The organism is Curtobacterium sp. SORGH_AS_0776 (assembly GCF_031453355.1).
Classification (GTDB): Bacteria; Actinomycetota; Actinomycetes; order Actinomycetales; family Microbacteriaceae; genus Curtobacterium.
In genome coordinates this window covers 3,564,337-3,578,700 of sequence record NZ_JAVIYU010000001.1, presented here as the reverse complement: position 1 = coordinate 3,578,700, position 14,364 = coordinate 3,564,337, and the positions used below count along the sequence as shown (strand labels likewise).

At 73.4% G+C, this 14,364-nt stretch carries 16 protein-coding genes; 6 read left to right on the top strand and 10 right to left on the bottom strand.

The genetic code is table 11. The annotated features are described in order from the left end of the window. Window positions 1-110 precede the first annotated feature (110 nt). The 8 genes from QE359_RS17435 to QE359_RS17400 form a co-directional block, all read right to left on the bottom strand. Window positions 111-1,259 (bottom strand): low temperature requirement protein A, encoded by a 1,149-nt coding sequence (locus QE359_RS17435; protein ID WP_309780105.1) that lies wholly within the window; start codon window positions 1,257-1,259, stop codon window positions 111-113. Between the two features lie 74 nt (window positions 1,260-1,333). Then, the gene (locus QE359_RS17430; protein WP_309780104.1) at window positions 1,334-2,197 is read right to left on the bottom strand and encodes a phospholipase; all 864 of its coding nucleotides are present in this window, start codon (window positions 2,195-2,197) and stop codon (window positions 1,334-1,336) included. Between the two features lie 284 nt (window positions 2,198-2,481). Further along, window positions 2,482-2,943: a MarR family winged helix-turn-helix transcriptional regulator gene (locus QE359_RS17425; RefSeq protein WP_070418288.1), complete on the bottom strand. Its 462-nt coding sequence runs from the start codon at window positions 2,941-2,943 to the stop codon at window positions 2,482-2,484. Window positions 2,944-3,119: 176 nt separating this feature from the next. Next, a complete protein-coding gene (locus QE359_RS17420) occupies window positions 3,120-3,770 on the bottom strand; it encodes a GntR family transcriptional regulator (RefSeq protein WP_071294568.1) in 651 nt (216 codons plus the stop codon). A 108-nt stretch (window positions 3,771-3,878) separates the two neighbouring features. Further along, a complete protein-coding gene (locus tag QE359_RS17415) occupies window positions 3,879-4,343 on the bottom strand; it encodes a DUF1810 domain-containing protein (protein ID WP_309780103.1) in 465 nt (154 codons plus the stop codon). Further along, window positions 4,340-5,185: a DUF2071 domain-containing protein gene (locus QE359_RS17410; protein ID WP_309780102.1), complete on the bottom strand. Its 846-nt coding sequence runs from the start codon at window positions 5,183-5,185 to the stop codon at window positions 4,340-4,342. The genes QE359_RS17415 and QE359_RS17410 overlap by 4 nt, the downstream gene beginning before the upstream one ends. Further along, window positions 5,182-5,580 carry a hypothetical protein gene (locus QE359_RS17405; RefSeq protein ID WP_309780101.1) on the bottom strand — a complete coding sequence of 133 codons (399 nt, stop codon included), beginning with the start codon at window positions 5,578-5,580 and terminating at the stop codon, window positions 5,182-5,184. Before QE359_RS17405 ends, QE359_RS17410 begins: the two co-directional genes overlap by 4 nt. Window positions 5,581-5,644: 64 nt before the next feature. After that, a complete protein-coding gene (locus QE359_RS17400) occupies window positions 5,645-6,991 on the bottom strand; it encodes a bifunctional phosphopantothenoylcysteine decarboxylase/phosphopantothenate synthase (RefSeq protein WP_309780460.1) in 1,347 nt (448 codons plus the stop codon). Window positions 6,992-7,056: 65 nt separating this feature from the next. On the opposite strand from QE359_RS17400, the gene QE359_RS17395 reads away from it, so the two are divergent. Both QE359_RS17395 and QE359_RS17390 read left to right on the top strand, forming a co-directional pair. Continuing rightward, the gene (locus QE359_RS17395) at window positions 7,057-7,845 is read left to right on the top strand and encodes an NRDE family protein (protein ID WP_309780100.1); all 789 of its coding nucleotides are present in this window, start codon (window positions 7,057-7,059) and stop codon (window positions 7,843-7,845) included. Between the two features lie 111 nt (window positions 7,846-7,956). Next, window positions 7,957-8,667 carry an SGNH/GDSL hydrolase family protein gene (locus QE359_RS17390; protein WP_309780099.1) on the top strand — a complete coding sequence of 237 codons (711 nt, stop codon included), beginning with the start codon at window positions 7,957-7,959 and terminating at the stop codon, window positions 8,665-8,667. Between the two features lie 56 nt (window positions 8,668-8,723). On the opposite strand, the gene QE359_RS17385 is transcribed toward QE359_RS17390, so the two are convergent. After that, window positions 8,724-9,632, bottom strand: a complete 909-nt coding sequence (locus tag QE359_RS17385) for an SDR family oxidoreductase (protein WP_309780098.1) — start codon at window positions 9,630-9,632, stop codon at window positions 8,724-8,726. A 110-nt stretch (window positions 9,633-9,742) separates the two neighbouring features. On the opposite strand from QE359_RS17385, the gene QE359_RS17380 reads away from it, so the two are divergent. From QE359_RS17380 to QE359_RS17370, 3 genes are all read left to right on the top strand, one after another. Then, window positions 9,743-10,852, top strand: coding sequence for an LLM class flavin-dependent oxidoreductase (locus tag QE359_RS17380; RefSeq protein WP_309780097.1), 1,110 nt, complete (start codon window positions 9,743-9,745; stop codon window positions 10,850-10,852). Window positions 10,853-10,985: 133 nt separating this feature from the next. After that, a complete protein-coding gene (locus QE359_RS17375; RefSeq protein ID WP_070418295.1) occupies window positions 10,986-11,609 on the top strand; it encodes a hypothetical protein in 624 nt (207 codons plus the stop codon). Window positions 11,610-11,898: 289 nt separating this feature from the next. Then, complete coding sequence (locus QE359_RS17370; protein WP_070418296.1) at window positions 11,899-12,390, top strand: pyridoxamine 5'-phosphate oxidase family protein; 492 nt, start codon at window positions 11,899-11,901, stop codon at window positions 12,388-12,390. A gap of 70 nt (window positions 12,391-12,460) precedes the next feature. Here QE359_RS17370 and QE359_RS17365 read toward each other — a convergent pair whose 3' ends face one another. Then, on the bottom strand, window positions 12,461-13,705 hold the full coding sequence (locus QE359_RS17365; RefSeq protein ID WP_309780096.1) for a hypothetical protein: 1,245 nt from the start codon (window positions 13,703-13,705) through the stop codon (window positions 12,461-12,463). Window positions 13,706-13,954: 249 nt separating this feature from the next. Here QE359_RS17365 and QE359_RS17360 point away from each other — a divergent pair, with 249 nt between their 5' ends. Beyond that, on the top strand, window positions 13,955-14,344 hold the full coding sequence (locus QE359_RS17360) for a RidA family protein (protein ID WP_070418297.1): 390 nt from the start codon (window positions 13,955-13,957) through the stop codon (window positions 14,342-14,344). The last annotated feature ends 20 nt before the right edge of the window (window positions 14,345-14,364 follow it).

The following is a 14,364-nucleotide window of genomic DNA, read 5'->3' as shown; positions in this document are numbered from 1 at the left end:
GGCGCGCCAGCGGCACGACGGCCGTGACGGGAGGGACGGTGCGGGCCTGCGCCGCGCCTCCCGTCCGTCATCCGGTCACCGTCACGGGCCCGGCTCACGTCCGCCGCGGGTCACGGTCGCCGGTCGGCGACCTCCAGCACGACGACCACGGCGGCGACGAGCAGTGCCGTCGCCACGAGGGACACCGACGGCACGGCGATGCTCGCGAGCACCGCGAGCGCGAGCGCCACGACGACGACGTTCCAGCTGAGGCTGAGGGACGGCCGGAGCGCCAGCGCCCAGATCGACAGCACGAACAACGCGACCGGCACGGCGATCGTGGCGGCGACGGTCGCGTGCGACAGGTCGGCCTCGCCCGCATCGGCGCTCACCGCGACCTCGATCCCCGCAGGGAGCGCACCGGCGGCGGCGAAGACGAGGTAGTGACCGTAGCCGAACAGGAGCGCGGTCGGCAGGGACCGGATGTGGTCGTGCTGCTCGCGGGAGAAGTAGATCCACCACAGCCCGGCGACGATCACGAGCCCGCACGCCGCCAGCACGAGGAGCGACCCGAGGTGGTCGGCGTGCGCGATGCCGTCGATGACCGCGTTTGCCGAGGCCACGAGCCCCTCGCCGAGGACGATCAGCGTGAAGAGGGAGTATCGCTCCGCGATGTGCCGGGTGTGCCACGGCGTGGTCTGCGTGCCCGCCTCGGCGAACGGCGGGACGAGGACCTCGAGCAGGATGAGCACCGGGACCACACCCCACGAGACGCCGTCCGGCAGCAGGAGCGCGAGCACCCAGAGCACCTGGACGACGACGATGCCGCCGGCGTACCGGAGTGCGGTCCGCCGGTACTCCGACGACGACGCGGCGACCCGGAGCCACTGCCCGACGAGGGCGAGCCGCATGATGACGTAGCCGAGCACGACGACCGTGGTCGTCCCCTCGACCATCGCGGCGTGCACCCCGGCGGCGAGCACGAGCACCCCCGCCATCTGCACGAAGGTCATCACGCGGTAGAGCCAGTCGTCGGTGTCGAACGAGGTGGCGAACCAGGTGAAGTTGATCCACGCCCACCAGATCGCGAAGAAGACGAAGGCGTACGCGAGGACGGCCGACGAGACGTGCCCCTCGACCTCGATCTCGTGCAGGTTCGTCGCGGCGAACCCGACGGCGACCACGAAGACGAGGTCGAAGAGGAGCTCGAGGGGGCTGGCGGCGCGGTGTCCCTCGGTGGGGTCGCGGGGTGCCATGCGGCGGAGTCCGATGGTGGTCACCTGCGTATGCCTACACGATGAACGACCCCGGGTGCAGGACCCGGGGTCGTTCATCGTGCGTGCCTGGCGTCGGCTCAGTAGAAGTTCGACGCCTGCGAGTGCGACCACGCGGCGCACGGGGTGCCGTACGCGTCGCTGATGTACTGCAGGCCCCAGGTGATCTGGGTGGTCGCGTTCGTCCGCCAGTCGGAGGCGATCGTGGCCATCTTCGACCCGGGGAGGGCCTGCGGGATGCCGGTCGCGCCGCCGTTCGCGTTGACGGCCTGGTAGTTCCAGCCGGACTCCTTGGTCCACAGGTTGTCGAGGCACTGGAACTGGTCGGAACCCCAGCCGTACTTCGACGAGGCGAGCGAGCTCGCGGTCGCCTTGGCGCCCTCGACCGTGTTCGCGGCGGCCTGCTTGCGCGCGGCCTCGGCGGCTGCTGCCCGTTCGGCCGCGGCGCGCTCCGCTGCGGCGGCCGCGGCGGCCTTCGCGTCGGCGTCCTGCTTGTCCTGCGCGGCGCTGGCGTCCGCGACCGCCGTCGTGGCGTCGACCGTCGAGGAGATCCGCGAGGTCAGTGCCGCGCCGGAGAGCTTCCGGTAGTCGTCGAGCGCGTCGATGCGGCGCTCGAGGACGCCGGTGTCGGTCTTCTCGTTCGCCGAGTCGGCGATCGTCTCAGCCGTGGCGATGGTCGCCGCGGCCTGGGCCCGGTCGAGCGCGGTCCCGGCGAGTGCCGGTGCCGCGGTCGCACTGGCGGTCGGCATGCCGAGGGCCTCGCCGATCGCGGGCTGCGTGCCGACGGTGGCGATGCCTCCGGCGACGGCGAGGACTGCGGCCCCGCCCACGATGAGCGTGGTGGGGCGGCGGAGCGCGCGGCGGAGGCGCCGGTTGGGGGAGTTCAGGGCCTCACGTCGGGTCGAGGCGGTGGTGGTGGGGAGGTCGGTGTTGCGTCCTGTCATCGATTCCGGTGGTCGGCCGGCTCGTGGTGCGTGACTCGTGACGCTGCACGCGGGGTGGGGGAGCGCGCAGGGGTGCGGATGAACGAGACGTCCGTCGTCAGGAGTTCGCGAGCCGGGGGAGGACCGGACGGTGGTGTGGGGCCCGTCCGTCCGCCGACGGGCGACCGTGGGGTGGCCGCCGCTGGGCGAAGCCGCCACGATGACCGGTGTTGCTGGGTGCACCGTCCAGTTTGTCTGGCAGAACCGTCCGTCCACCCGTTGGTAACGGTTCGGTAACGGCCCGATCAGGCCCGGGAGGTGTGAGCTTCCTGGGTGCGCTCGCCCTGTGCGACGCGTTCGAGGGCGTCGAGCGCGGCGGCGATGGCGTCGACGTCGGTGTCGGGCAGTTCGGCGATGAGCTCGGCGACGATGCCGGTGCGGGTGGAACGGGCTCGCTCGACCGCTGCGATGCCCTCGGGGGTGGCCGTCACCATGAACGCCCGACCGTCTCGGGGGTCCGCCTCGCGCTCGATGAACCCGCGCTGCTCGAGCTCGGTCAGGATGCGGGTCATCGTCGGCTTCGTGACGACCTCGATCCGCGACAGGTCGCCCGGGCGCAGGGGTCCCTCGCGCTGGATCGTCGCCAGCGCCGAGACGATGCCGTACCCGAGCGAGGCCGAGTCCGTGCGGGCCCGCCGGTTGATCCGGCCGACCGCCGCGGCGAGGCGCGCGGCGATCTCGGTACGGTCCGGCTGGCGGTGGCTCATACGGTGCTCCGGGTCGCTCGACGGGGTGGTCGGGGCGATGCTACCGGCTCGTCGAACGGTGTGACTGGGAGCGTCGCGCGGGTCGCCGTGGGTGTCGCCGACCACCGTGGCGGACGGAGCACGCCCGCCTCGCGAGGGCGAGACGGGCGTGCTCCTGTACGGGCGCTCAGGTGGGGTCAGCGCTTCTCGCCGGGGAGCAGGTGGATCGCCTCGGTCGCGAGCTCCGCCTCGATGTTGTCCCCGGACGCGGTGGCCTCACGCAGACGGCGGAAGTCGGCCGTCATCTGGTCCCAGTCGACGAGTTCGTCGAGGTTCGGGAGCCGCAGTCGGAACGCGAGGCCGTCCATGGTGTCCCGGCAGACGCGCTGGAGGTTCTCGTTGCCGCACTCCTCGACGTAGCGGGCGAACACGGCGAGGGCGTCACGGTTCACCGCGGCGACGTCGTGCGACTCGTAGTCCGCGATGGTGGCGTCGAGCTGGGCGAGGATCTTCTTCTTCGCGCTCGCACCGAGGCGCGGCACCGCCAGCCGCACGACCCCGCCGAACAGGACGCCCAGGGTCTGCAGCGCCTCGACCACCTCGGTCGGGTCCGGCGTGGTGACCCGCGTGTAGCGGTTCGGCGCCATCTCGATCAGGCCGGCGCGCGCGAGCTGGCTCAGTGCTTCGCGGATCGGGGTGCGGGAGACACCGAGCCAGGCGATGAGCTCGTCGTCGTTGAGCCGCTCGCCGGGCTCGAGCGTGCCGTCCATGATCGCGGCGTGGATCTTGAGCCGGACGGTGTCGCGGAGCAGCTGGTGCTCGGTCGGTGCACTGCTGGGGACCGGCATGCGGGTTCCTCCGGGATCGTGGCGTCGGCGGGCGTCCCACCGGTCGGTGCGGACGCACGGTTCACCGTACCTGATATGTGAACGGTGTCCCTGTCGGCTCGGAGCGTGTCAGTCGTGGGGGTGGAGCAGCCGGAGGGTCACCGGGTCCTCGGTGCCGTCGTACCAGCGGTCGAGGACGGCCCGGAACGGTTCCGGGTCGGCGGCGGCCGCGGCGAACAGGGTCATGGACGACCGGAGCTTCAGCGCGTCGACGCCCCCGAGCAGGTCGTCGGCGGTCCGGGCCGGGGCGGACTCCGCCGCACGGGTCGCCTCGAGCAGCCGCGGGCCGAGGACGGGGTGGTCGAGGTACGCCCGGGTCTCGTCGAGGCCGTCGAGTGCGTACCGCTGCGCGGTGGGCGAGCGGCCGAGGCCGGCGAGCTGGGGGAACACGAACCACATCCAGTGCGACGACTTCCGGCCGCGCCGCAGCTCGGCGAGCGCGGTGTCGTGCACACCCTGCTGCGCACGGACGAACCGGTCGAGGTCGAACCGGTCCGTGCCGTGCTGGTCGGTGTCGTGCGGATCGTCGCTCACTGGACCACGTCCCCCCAGGCGTAGCGGACGGTCGTGCCGTCCACGACGAGCAGCGAGTCGGGTTCTCGGTCGAGGAGCCCGGGCATCCCGACGGCGTCGGGCAGGTCGCCGCCGAGCCGCTCGAGCCGTGCCGACCGGATCGTCAGCGGCGGGTGCTGGCGCTGCCAGAACAGCGTCTGCGCGAGGTGCCGGGCGTGGATGCCCTGTCGGGTGGTGAGGTCCGTCGCCAGCCGGTCGTCGACGACGTCACCGGCCACGACCCGGACGGTGGCGTCGTGGCGGGGTCGCACCGCGCCTCCTGGCCCACCCGTGCTGCCCGGCCAGACCGGACCGCCGGGCCACGCCGCGCCGGACCCGGTTCCGCCCCGGCGTCCGCGGAGCCAGCGGACCGGGTGGAGGGAGCGTGCCGGGTGCCGCACCGACCGGTAGGACAGCGTGTCCCCACGTCGTCGCGCCCGCGCGTGCGCGAACGTGTACGGCACCCCGAGCAGGGCGTGCGCCGCCACGATCGCGGGCACGTTCGCGGTGTCGACCGTGCGGTAGGCGACCCCGCGGCGACCGCGGTCGTCGACGGTGAGCACCTCGATCGTCACCTCGGTCATCGAGCCGAGGCGTCCGGACGGTGGGAACGGCGGCACCCGGGTCTCGCGGAAGACGTACGCCGTCAGGCCGGCCCACGCGCTCCCGTCGACGACGTCAGGGCGGGTGCCGCGCGGCACCAGACGCGCGAGCGACTCGGGGTCGTGACGCCAGTGCGCGAAGACGACGTCCTCCCAGGCGTGCACCGTCACCGGTCGGTGCAGCAGGGGGACCGCTGCTCGGTCCCGCGCGGGCTCGGTCACCGTCGTGGCGCGTGCCGGCCGACGCGCACGGCCCAGGCGACGAGGGGTGCCTGCAGGGGCAGGCGGAGCACCGACACGAGTCGCATCGCCCGTGTCGACCGCGGGCTGTCGAGCAGGTCGTTCGCCATCTTCACGTTCGCGGGGAAGACGGCGAGGAACAGCGCGACGGCTGCCCAGCCCGCGGCACGGCGGGTGGCCGGGATCGCCAGGCCGGTCGCGATGCCGAGCTCGGCGGCGCCGGACGCCAGGGTGGTCAGGCGCGGCGGGAGGGCGTCCGGGACGATCCGGTCGTAGCCCCTCGGCCGCAGGAAGTGGGTGACGCCGGCCCCGCCCAGCACGACGGCGAGGAGGGTGGCGGTCCGGGTGGCGCGTCGTGCGCGCTCGCGTCGTCGCATGCGTCCATGGTGCCCGCGGCGCGCTCGGGACGCACGGAGAGTCCTCAGGTCGGCTCAGCTCAGCTCAGGTCAGTGCGGTCGCGACGAGGTCGAGGACGACCGTCGCGACGTCGGCCTTGCTGCCGGAGGCCTCGCGGACCACCTCGCCGCCGGGGACGAGCACCTCGACGGCGTTCTCCTCGCGCTCGAACCCCGCGGACCAGCCGACGTGGTTCACGACGAGCATGTCCGCCGGCTTGCGGGCGATCTTGGCGCGGCCGAGCTCGATGCGCGCGGCACGGTCGGGTTCGGTCTCCGCCGCGAAGCCGACGATGATCTGGCCGGTCCGGCGGGACGCGACGAGGTCGGCGAGGACGTCGGGGTTCCGCACCAGCTCCAGCGTCATGGTGTCGCCCTGCGCCTCCTTCTTGAGCTTGTCGGCTCGCACCTCGGCGGGCCGGTAGTCGGCCACGGCCGCGGTCATCACGACGACGTCGGCATCGGCTGCTGCGGCGTGGACGGCGTCGGCGAGCTCCAGGGCGGATCCCACCGGCACGACGGTCGCGTCGAGTCCGTCGGTCAGCGACGCGTCCACGTTCGCGCTCACGAGCGTCACGGCCGCGCCGCGTCGGGCCGCGTCGGCGGCGATCGCGACGCCCTGACGACCGCTCGAACGGTTGCCGACGAACCGGACCGGGTCGAAGGGCTCGCGCGTGCCGCCGGCGCTCACGACGACGCGGACGCCGGCGAGGTCGCCGAGCTCACCGCGGGCGCCGGTGGTCCCCGCCTTCTCGGCGGCGGCTCCGGTCGGCGGGAGGGCGGTGTCGGTCGGGAGGCCCGGGTCGTCCCCGTCGCCGCGACCCGGCTCCGTCGGGTGGTCCGCGCCGGTCGGGCCGGCCGGTGCCGGGTCGTCCAGCACCGCCAGGGCGCCGGCGACGATGTCCTCGGGCTCCGCCATCCGGCCGATCCCCGCGTCGTCGCCCGTCAGGGCCCCGACCACGGGGCCGACGAACCAGACGCCGCGCTCCCGCAGGGTCCGGACGTTCGCCCGGGTCGCCGGGTGCTCCCACATCTGCGGGTGCATCGCGGGAGCAACGACGACGGGCGCCTCGGTCGCGAGCAGCGTCGTGCCGAGCAGGTCCCCGGCGAGCCCCGCGGTCATCCGGGCGAGCGCGTCCGCGGTGGCGGGGGCGACGACCACGAGGTCCGCCCGGCGTCCGAGCGAGACGTGGCGCACCTCGGCGACGTCCTCGAACACGCTCGTGGTGACGGGGTTGCGGCTGAGCGCCTCGAGGGTCGGCAGCCCGACGAAGCGGAGCGCGCCCTCGGTCGGGACGACGTGCACGTCGTGTCCCCGCTTGACGAGGTCGCGCACCACGCCGACGGCCTTGTACGCGGCGATGCCCCCGGTGATCCCGACGACGACGGTCAGACGGCGCTCTGCTGCTGCGTTCACACCGGTCACGCTACCCGGCACGTCGTGCGAGGATCGATCCCATGTGCACCGTCGTCGTCCGCGTCGACCCCGGGTCCGAGTGGCCCGTCACGATGCTCGCCATGCGCGACGAGTCGCCGGAGCGGCCGTGGGACCCGCCGGCAGCCTGGTGGCCCGAGCGCGACCCGTCGATCCGCGGCGTCCGCGACCGTTCGGCGGGCGGGGCGTGGCTCGCGGCGTCGGACGGTGCCGGGCTCGCGGTCGTGCTCAACCGGGGCGAACCGGTTCCGAGCGACGACGGCACGTGGACCACCCGCGGGGTCGTCCCGCTCGACGCGGTCACCGGGGCGCTCCCGGGCCACGACGGCACCCTGCCCACGACGCGCGCGTTCAACCTCGTGCGGGCGACGGCCGACGGCGCCGAGGTCACGACGTGGGACGGCACCGAGGTCCGGACGACCGCGCTCGGCCCCGGTGTGCACATGGTCACGCACGGCGAACCGGACGACCCCGCGGCGCCGCGCATCGGGCGGTGGCTCGACGCCTTCCGTGCCGTCGACGCTCCGGTCGGCCCGCCGGTGCTCGGCCCCTTCGACGAGCTGCGGGCGGCCGACGCCGGTGCCGACGCCGGCGACGGGTGGGGCGGCTGGTTCGGACTGCTCGCGGGGTCGGCGTCGCTGCCGGCGGACGACCCGGACGCGATCCTCCGGGACGCGCACGAGTCGGACGGGCACTTCGCGACGCTGTCGATCGTCGCCGCGGCGGTCGCCCCCGGACGTACCGTCCTGCAGCACGCGCGGCTGACCGAACCGGGCCGGTTGGACGGTTCGGTCGAGCTGCACCGCGCCTGAGCGCGGTCCTCGCCGAGCCGAACCGCGCTGCACCGCGCCGCACCGCGCCTGAGCGCACCCGCAGCGCGCACCCGCGGCCGGGCATGGCCGGAGCGCGTACCTTCACCGTTCGTGACCACCGCAACCCGGAGCGTGCTCGCCGTCCTCACGGCGGTCGTCGTGGCCGTCTCCCTCGGGGCGTGCGCCTCGAACCCGCCGGCCGCTGCCGACGCGACGCCCCACCCGACGGCGACGGCCCGCCCCTGGGACGACGCCGCGGGTGTCGGCGTGGTGGTCGTCGGCGACTCGATCAGCGGCGGGCACGGCCTCACCACCGCCGAGGCGTGGCCGGCCATCGTCGCGGACGCCCAGGGCTGGTCGCTCACGAACCTGTCGTGCGACGGTGCCGGTGTGGCTGCCCTCGGCGACGACGACGACTGCGCGAGCGACTACGCGACCATCGTCGGGCGCGCGGTCGACCTCAGACCCGAGGTCGTCCTCGTGCAGGCGAGCTCGAACGACCTCGGACTCGACACCGCCGAGGTCCGGAGCGCCACCGACCAGGTCGTCGACGAGGTGCACCGTCGGCTGCCGCACGCGCGGCTCATCGGCCTCAGTGCCATCTGGAACCAGGACGCCCCGCCCGCGCAGCTCGCGTCCATCTCGGGGGCGCTCCGGCACGCCCTCGCCCGCGAGGGCGGCACCTACGTCGACATCGGCGAGCCGCTGCGGGGGCACCCGACGTGGATGCAGTCCGACGACGTGCACCCGACCGTGCGCGGACAGCGGGCCATCGCTGCGGCGGTGACGGCCGCGTTCGAACGCGACCACGTGCGGTTCTGACGGCGGACGGGCGGGGACGAGCCGCGCCTCCTGGACCGTCCGACCGACCGGGCGACTCAGGCGGGCGGGGTGGTCCCGGTGAGGTCCTCGGCGACCGCCCAGAGGGAACGCGCCAGGTCGGCCTTCCGTGCCGAACCGGGGATCGACACGGTCGTGGTCGGCCCGACGAGCCCGAACGGCCCCGACGGTCCGTAGTACGCCCCGCCGACCGCGTTCGGCCCGACCGCGGCGTACAGCAGCGGCTCGGAGCCCTGCTCGACGTCCTGCGTGAAGGGCAGCGCGCGGTTCGAGGACCGGACGGGCTTCGACCGACCGAGCGACCGCCCCGCCGACTGCAGGTTCGTCCGGGTGTAGCCGGGGTGCGCGGCGGTGCTCACGAGCGGCCAGTCGAGCTCGACCGACAGCCGGTGCAGGTGCAGCGCCAGCAGCAGGTCGGCGAGCTTCGACTGCGCGTACGCCCGCCAGCCGTTGTAGCCGCGCTCCCACTGCAGGTCGTCGAAGCGGATCCGGCCGGGGATCGCCGCGAGGCTCGACATCGTGGCGACCCGGGCGTCTGGCGAGCGCAGCAGCGTCGGGAGCAGCAGGTTCGTCAGGGCGAACGGGCCGAGGAAGTTCGTGCCGAACTGCAGCTCGAAGCCGTCGACCGTCTCGAACCGCTTCGGTGGCGCCATCACCCCGGCGTTGTTGACGAGGACGTCGAGCGTCCGGTCGTCCGCAGCGATGCCCGCGGCGAACCGTCGGACGCTCGCGAGGTCGGCGAGGTCGAGCTCCCGCACCTCGACGTCGGCGCCGGGGTGCGCGGCACGGATGTCGGCTGCGGCCTGGTCGCCCTTCGCGATGGTGCGGACGGCGAGGACGACGGACGCGCCGGCTGCTGCCAGGCGGGTGGCGGTCTCCTTGCCGGTTCCGCTGTTCGCGCCGGTGACGACGATGCGGCGGCCGGTCTGGTCGGGGATCTGCGGCATGGGCGTGACCGTACTCCGCCGGGGGTGCGGATCCGGTGCGAGGGTGCTAGATTGATGCGAACGCATGAACATGCAGATGCATGGACGTGCGGTCGGGAGGACAGGACACCATGAGCAACGCATTCGGCACCGACCGCCCCTCGGACGTGCCACCGCCCGCCCCCGAACGGATCGGCCCCGTGCAGCTCGGCCTCGACACGTTCGGCGACGTCACCGAGCTGCCCGACGGCACCGTCAAGTCGGACGCCCAGAGCATCCGCGACGTCGTCGACCAGGCAGTCCTCGCCGACCAGGTCGGCCTCGACTTCATCGGCGTCGGCGAGCACCACCGCGCCGACTTCATCGTGAGCGCCCCCGAGGTCGTCCTCGCCGCGATCGCCGCCCGGACCTCCTCGATCCGGATCGGGTCCGCCGTCACCGTGCTCTCGTCCGACGACCCGGTGCGGGTGTACGAGCGCTTCGCCACCGTCGACGCGATCTCCGACGGCCGTGCCGAGGTCATCCTCGGCCGCGGGTCCTTCACCGAGTCCTTCCCGCTCTTCGGGTACGAGCTCTCCGACTACGAGGTCCTCTTCGAGGAGAAGCTCCAGCTCTGGGCAGCCCTCCGCGGCGGCGACGCGGTCACCTGGTCCGGCACGAAGCGCGCCTCGCTCGTCGACCAGGACGTCTACCCGAAGCTCGAGCACGGTCCCATCCCGACGTGGATCGGCGTCGGCGGGTCCCCGCAGTCCGTCATCCGTGCGGCGTCGTACGGTCTGCCGCTGTTCCTCGCGATCATCGGCGGACAGCCCGCGCAGTTCGCGCCGTTCTCGCGCCTGTACCGCCAGGCGCTCACGCAGCTCGACCTGCCGCAGCAGCCGATCGCGATGCACTCGCCCGGGTTCGTCGCCGCCACCGACGAAGAGGCGGCCGAGCGCTACTGGCCGTACCACAAGGCCGTCACCGACCAGCTCGGTCGGGAGCGCGGCTGGCCGCCCCTGGACGTCGCCGGCTACCGTGCCGGGCTGTCCGCGGGCGGGTCGCTCTACGTCGGGTCGCCGGAGACGGTCGCCCGGAAGATCGCGCGGAACATGCGGATCCTCGGCGTCTCGCGGTTCGACATGCGGTACGCGACGGGGCGTCTGCCGCACGAGGACATGATGCGGTCGATCGAGCTCTACGGCACGCAGGTCGCGCCGCGGGTGCGCGAGCTGCTCGCGGCGCCGGTGCCGGTCGCGTAGGCGCTGGGTCGGCCGCGGCGGTGCGGCCGGGTCGGCCGGGTCGATCGGGTCCGTTCGGGTCCGTCCGGCGGGCCTGGAGGCGCGGCTCGCCCCGTCCGCGCCGCTCACGGGGTCGCCGGGTACGGTCCAGGGCATGTCGTCACGCCCCGCTGCACTCGAACGTCGGTTCCGTGGTCGGATCATGGGCGTCGGCACGACCTCGGGCATCCGCATCGTGGTCGGCATGTGGGAGCGCTCGCCGTTCGGTGCCTTCACGGACGTCTTCCTCGAGCTGCCGGACGGCTCGTCGGTGCTCCTCGCGCCCGACGAGATCGTGGCCGCGTACGTCTCCGGGACCTACCGGTTCGACACGGTCTCGGTCGTCGACGTCTCGGCTCGCCGGACCGCCAGGGGACTCGAGCTGTCGGCGGGTGCCCTCGAGGCCTCCATCGACGTCGGCACGATCTCCCCGCTCGGGAGGGTGCTCCGCATCGTCCCCAAGCAGATCGCCCGCGACCCCCGGTGGCTCGCCGCGATCGACCCGGTCGCACGGCTCGTCGCTCCCGGGTCGGGGACCGCGGGGTCGGCGGGCAACGGGCGCCGCGAGTACTACGGCGTGACCGGGGCACACGACGTCACGGGCGTACGGGGGACCTGGGCGGGGGAGTCGCTCGGGTCGTTGGCGCCGCTCGACCCGCCGGTGGCGTTCGGGTTCGCCTCGATGCCGCGGATCCCGCAGGTCGTCGACGTCGAGACGACCATCCGCGAGCCCGTCTGAGGCGCGGCGGGCGTCCGGGTCCCACCGCGTTTCCGACGTTCCGCCAGTCGATCCGCTCACGTGGTGTCGCTCGTTGCGCACGCATCCGATGCTCGTGCATGCTCCGACATCCCACCCGTCGATCGACGTGCGGAACGTCGAACCCCGCCCGTGACCGCGCCCGCACGGCCCCGCAGCCCCGTCCGCCGGACGCGCTCAGCGTCGAGGGGCAGACTGGCCGGAACGGACAGCGCCCCGAGGGCCGGCCGCACGTCGAGCACAACGGGGCGCACGACGCGAGAGGAGCACCATGACCGACACAGAGGCAGACCAGCGCGCAGCCATCTCGGACATCGTCCACGGAGCCCACACGGCACTCCTGACGACCGTGAGCGAGGACGGCCAGCTCCACGCACGGCCGCTCGCCGTGCAGGACAAGGCGTTCCACGGCACACTCCGCTTCCTCGTGCAGGACGGGAGCGAGAAGGTCGAGGACATCGCCCGGAACCCGCACGTCAACGTCGCGATCGAGTCGCAGGGCGGGTACCTGTCGATCGCCGGGACCGCGACGGTCAGCCAGGACGACTCCGTCATCGACGAGCTGTGGTCCCCGTTCGCCGAGGCCTGGTTCCCGGACGGCCGCGAGGACCCCTCGATCCGACTCCTCACCGTCGAGGGCGACTCGGTCGAGTACTGGACGCAGGACACCGGCCCGGTCGGCAGCCTCGTGCAGACCCTCAAGGCCGCCATCGGCAAGCAGAGTCAGCCGGACACCGGCGACCACGGCACGATCGAGCTCTAGCGCCGAAGACGGACGCCCGGCACCGCGCCCGGTCCCCGCACACCGCGGGTACCGGGCGTCGTCCGTCCGGTCACGGCGGGCCGAGCAGCCAGAGCACGGCGACGAGCACCGGCTGCCCGAGCACCGCGCAGACCACCAGGGTCCACCGCATCCACGGCTTCGCCACGAGCTCCGGCGATCCGAACAGCGGCGCGAGCGGCATCAGGAGCCGGGGCGTCGAGGCCATCGGCAACGACACCGCGAAGACGTAGAGCGCGTACGAGGCCGAGAAGACCACGGTCGTGAACCCGAGGCGCCGGGTCGACCGACGCAGCAGCCAGACCGGGTACGACACGAGCAGGAACACCACGATGAGGACCCCGCCCACGCCCAACCACCGGCCGGCGATGAGGAACCACGGTGTGAGCGGCATGAAGTCCACCCGCCCGATGAAGTTCACCCACCAGGACATCTCGGTCTCGAGGTAGGCGTTCGGTGACCCGGTCACGTGCGCGGCGATGAGCGGCCACGCGAACCCGGCGACCACCATCACGATGCCGGCGGCAACGACCCGCACGCGCTCCGCCACGGGGAACGCGTCGAGCGACCGGACCCCCTCGGTCCGACGCGCCCGGATCCACCGCACCAGCGCGATGACCCCGAGGACGAGCGGGATCGCGAGGGCTCCGGGCCGGGTGAACGCGGCGACGACCCCGAGCACCGTGAGGAGCCCGTACCGCCGGCGGTCGAGCGCGAGGAGCGCCCCGAACACGAGGGCGAGGAACATGCTCTCGGCGTACCCGACCTGCAGCAGGAACGACAGCGGACCGCACGTGAAGAAGAAGACCGCCCACATGGCCGCCGCCGACCCCGCACGGTCGCGGACGAGCCGGTGCAGCAGGTAGGTGGCGAGGAGTCCGGCGAGGAGTGCGATCGCCGGTGCGCCGACGTCGAACGGGACACCGGTCGACGCGGTCAGCATCCGGATCGTGAAGGGGAACGCCGGGAGGAACGCCCACGCGTTCTGCGCGACGTGGCCCGCGGCGTCGAGCGGCAGGGTCGTCGGGTACCCGTGCACCGAGATCTGCTCGTAGTACTGCCCGTCCCACGCCGTCAGGAAGTTGAGGAAGCCGTGGTCGTTGCCCCAGATCGCGTTCTCCGGCAGGGCGCGCCCGATGAGCGGGAACGCGAGCGCCAACCAGAACGTCGACACGATGCGCCCGCCGGTCCACACCAGGAGCACGGCGGCCCACGCCGGCAGGGCGGTCGCGAGGTCGAGGACACGGCGGCGTCCGCTCGCGATCGACTCCGTCAGGGTCCCGTCCAGGCGGCTCACCGCGGCGCTCCGCGGTGTTCGGGCATGGCAGAGGGCACGGTACGAGCGTAGACGGCGATTGCTTGGGTGTTCCTCACGGCTCGGCTCGGGAGGCGCGACTCGCGTTCTGCAGACCGGAACGAGTCCGACGGACGGCCGGGTCCGGCGCGGGGCGCTCACCTAGCCTGGGAGCGTCGTCCTCCGGCCGCGACGGCGCGGTCGGTGCCGTGGGCGACGTCCGACCGACCCCGATCGACACCGAGGAGCACCGTGCCGAACAAGACCGCCATCGTGACCGACAACGCGCCGAAGCCCGCCGGCCCGTACAGCCAGGGGATCGTCGCGAACGGCTTCCTCTACACCGCCGGCTTCGGCCCGCAGGACCCGGCCACGGGCGAGATCGCCGACGACGTCGCCGGTCAGACCGCCCAGGTGCTCGCGAACGTCGCCGCCGTCCTGGCCGAGCACGGCGCCACGCTCGACGACGTCGTGAAGTCGACCGTCCACCTCGAGCACTCCGACCGCGACTTCCCCGCCTTCAACGAGGAGTACGCCAAGCACTTCTCGCAGCCGTACCCGGTTCGCACCACGGTGCAGTCGCACCTGGCGAACATCCTCGTCGAGATCGACGTCGTGGCGGTGCTCCCGACGGCGGAGTGACCCGGCCGGCCCGGCGCGAT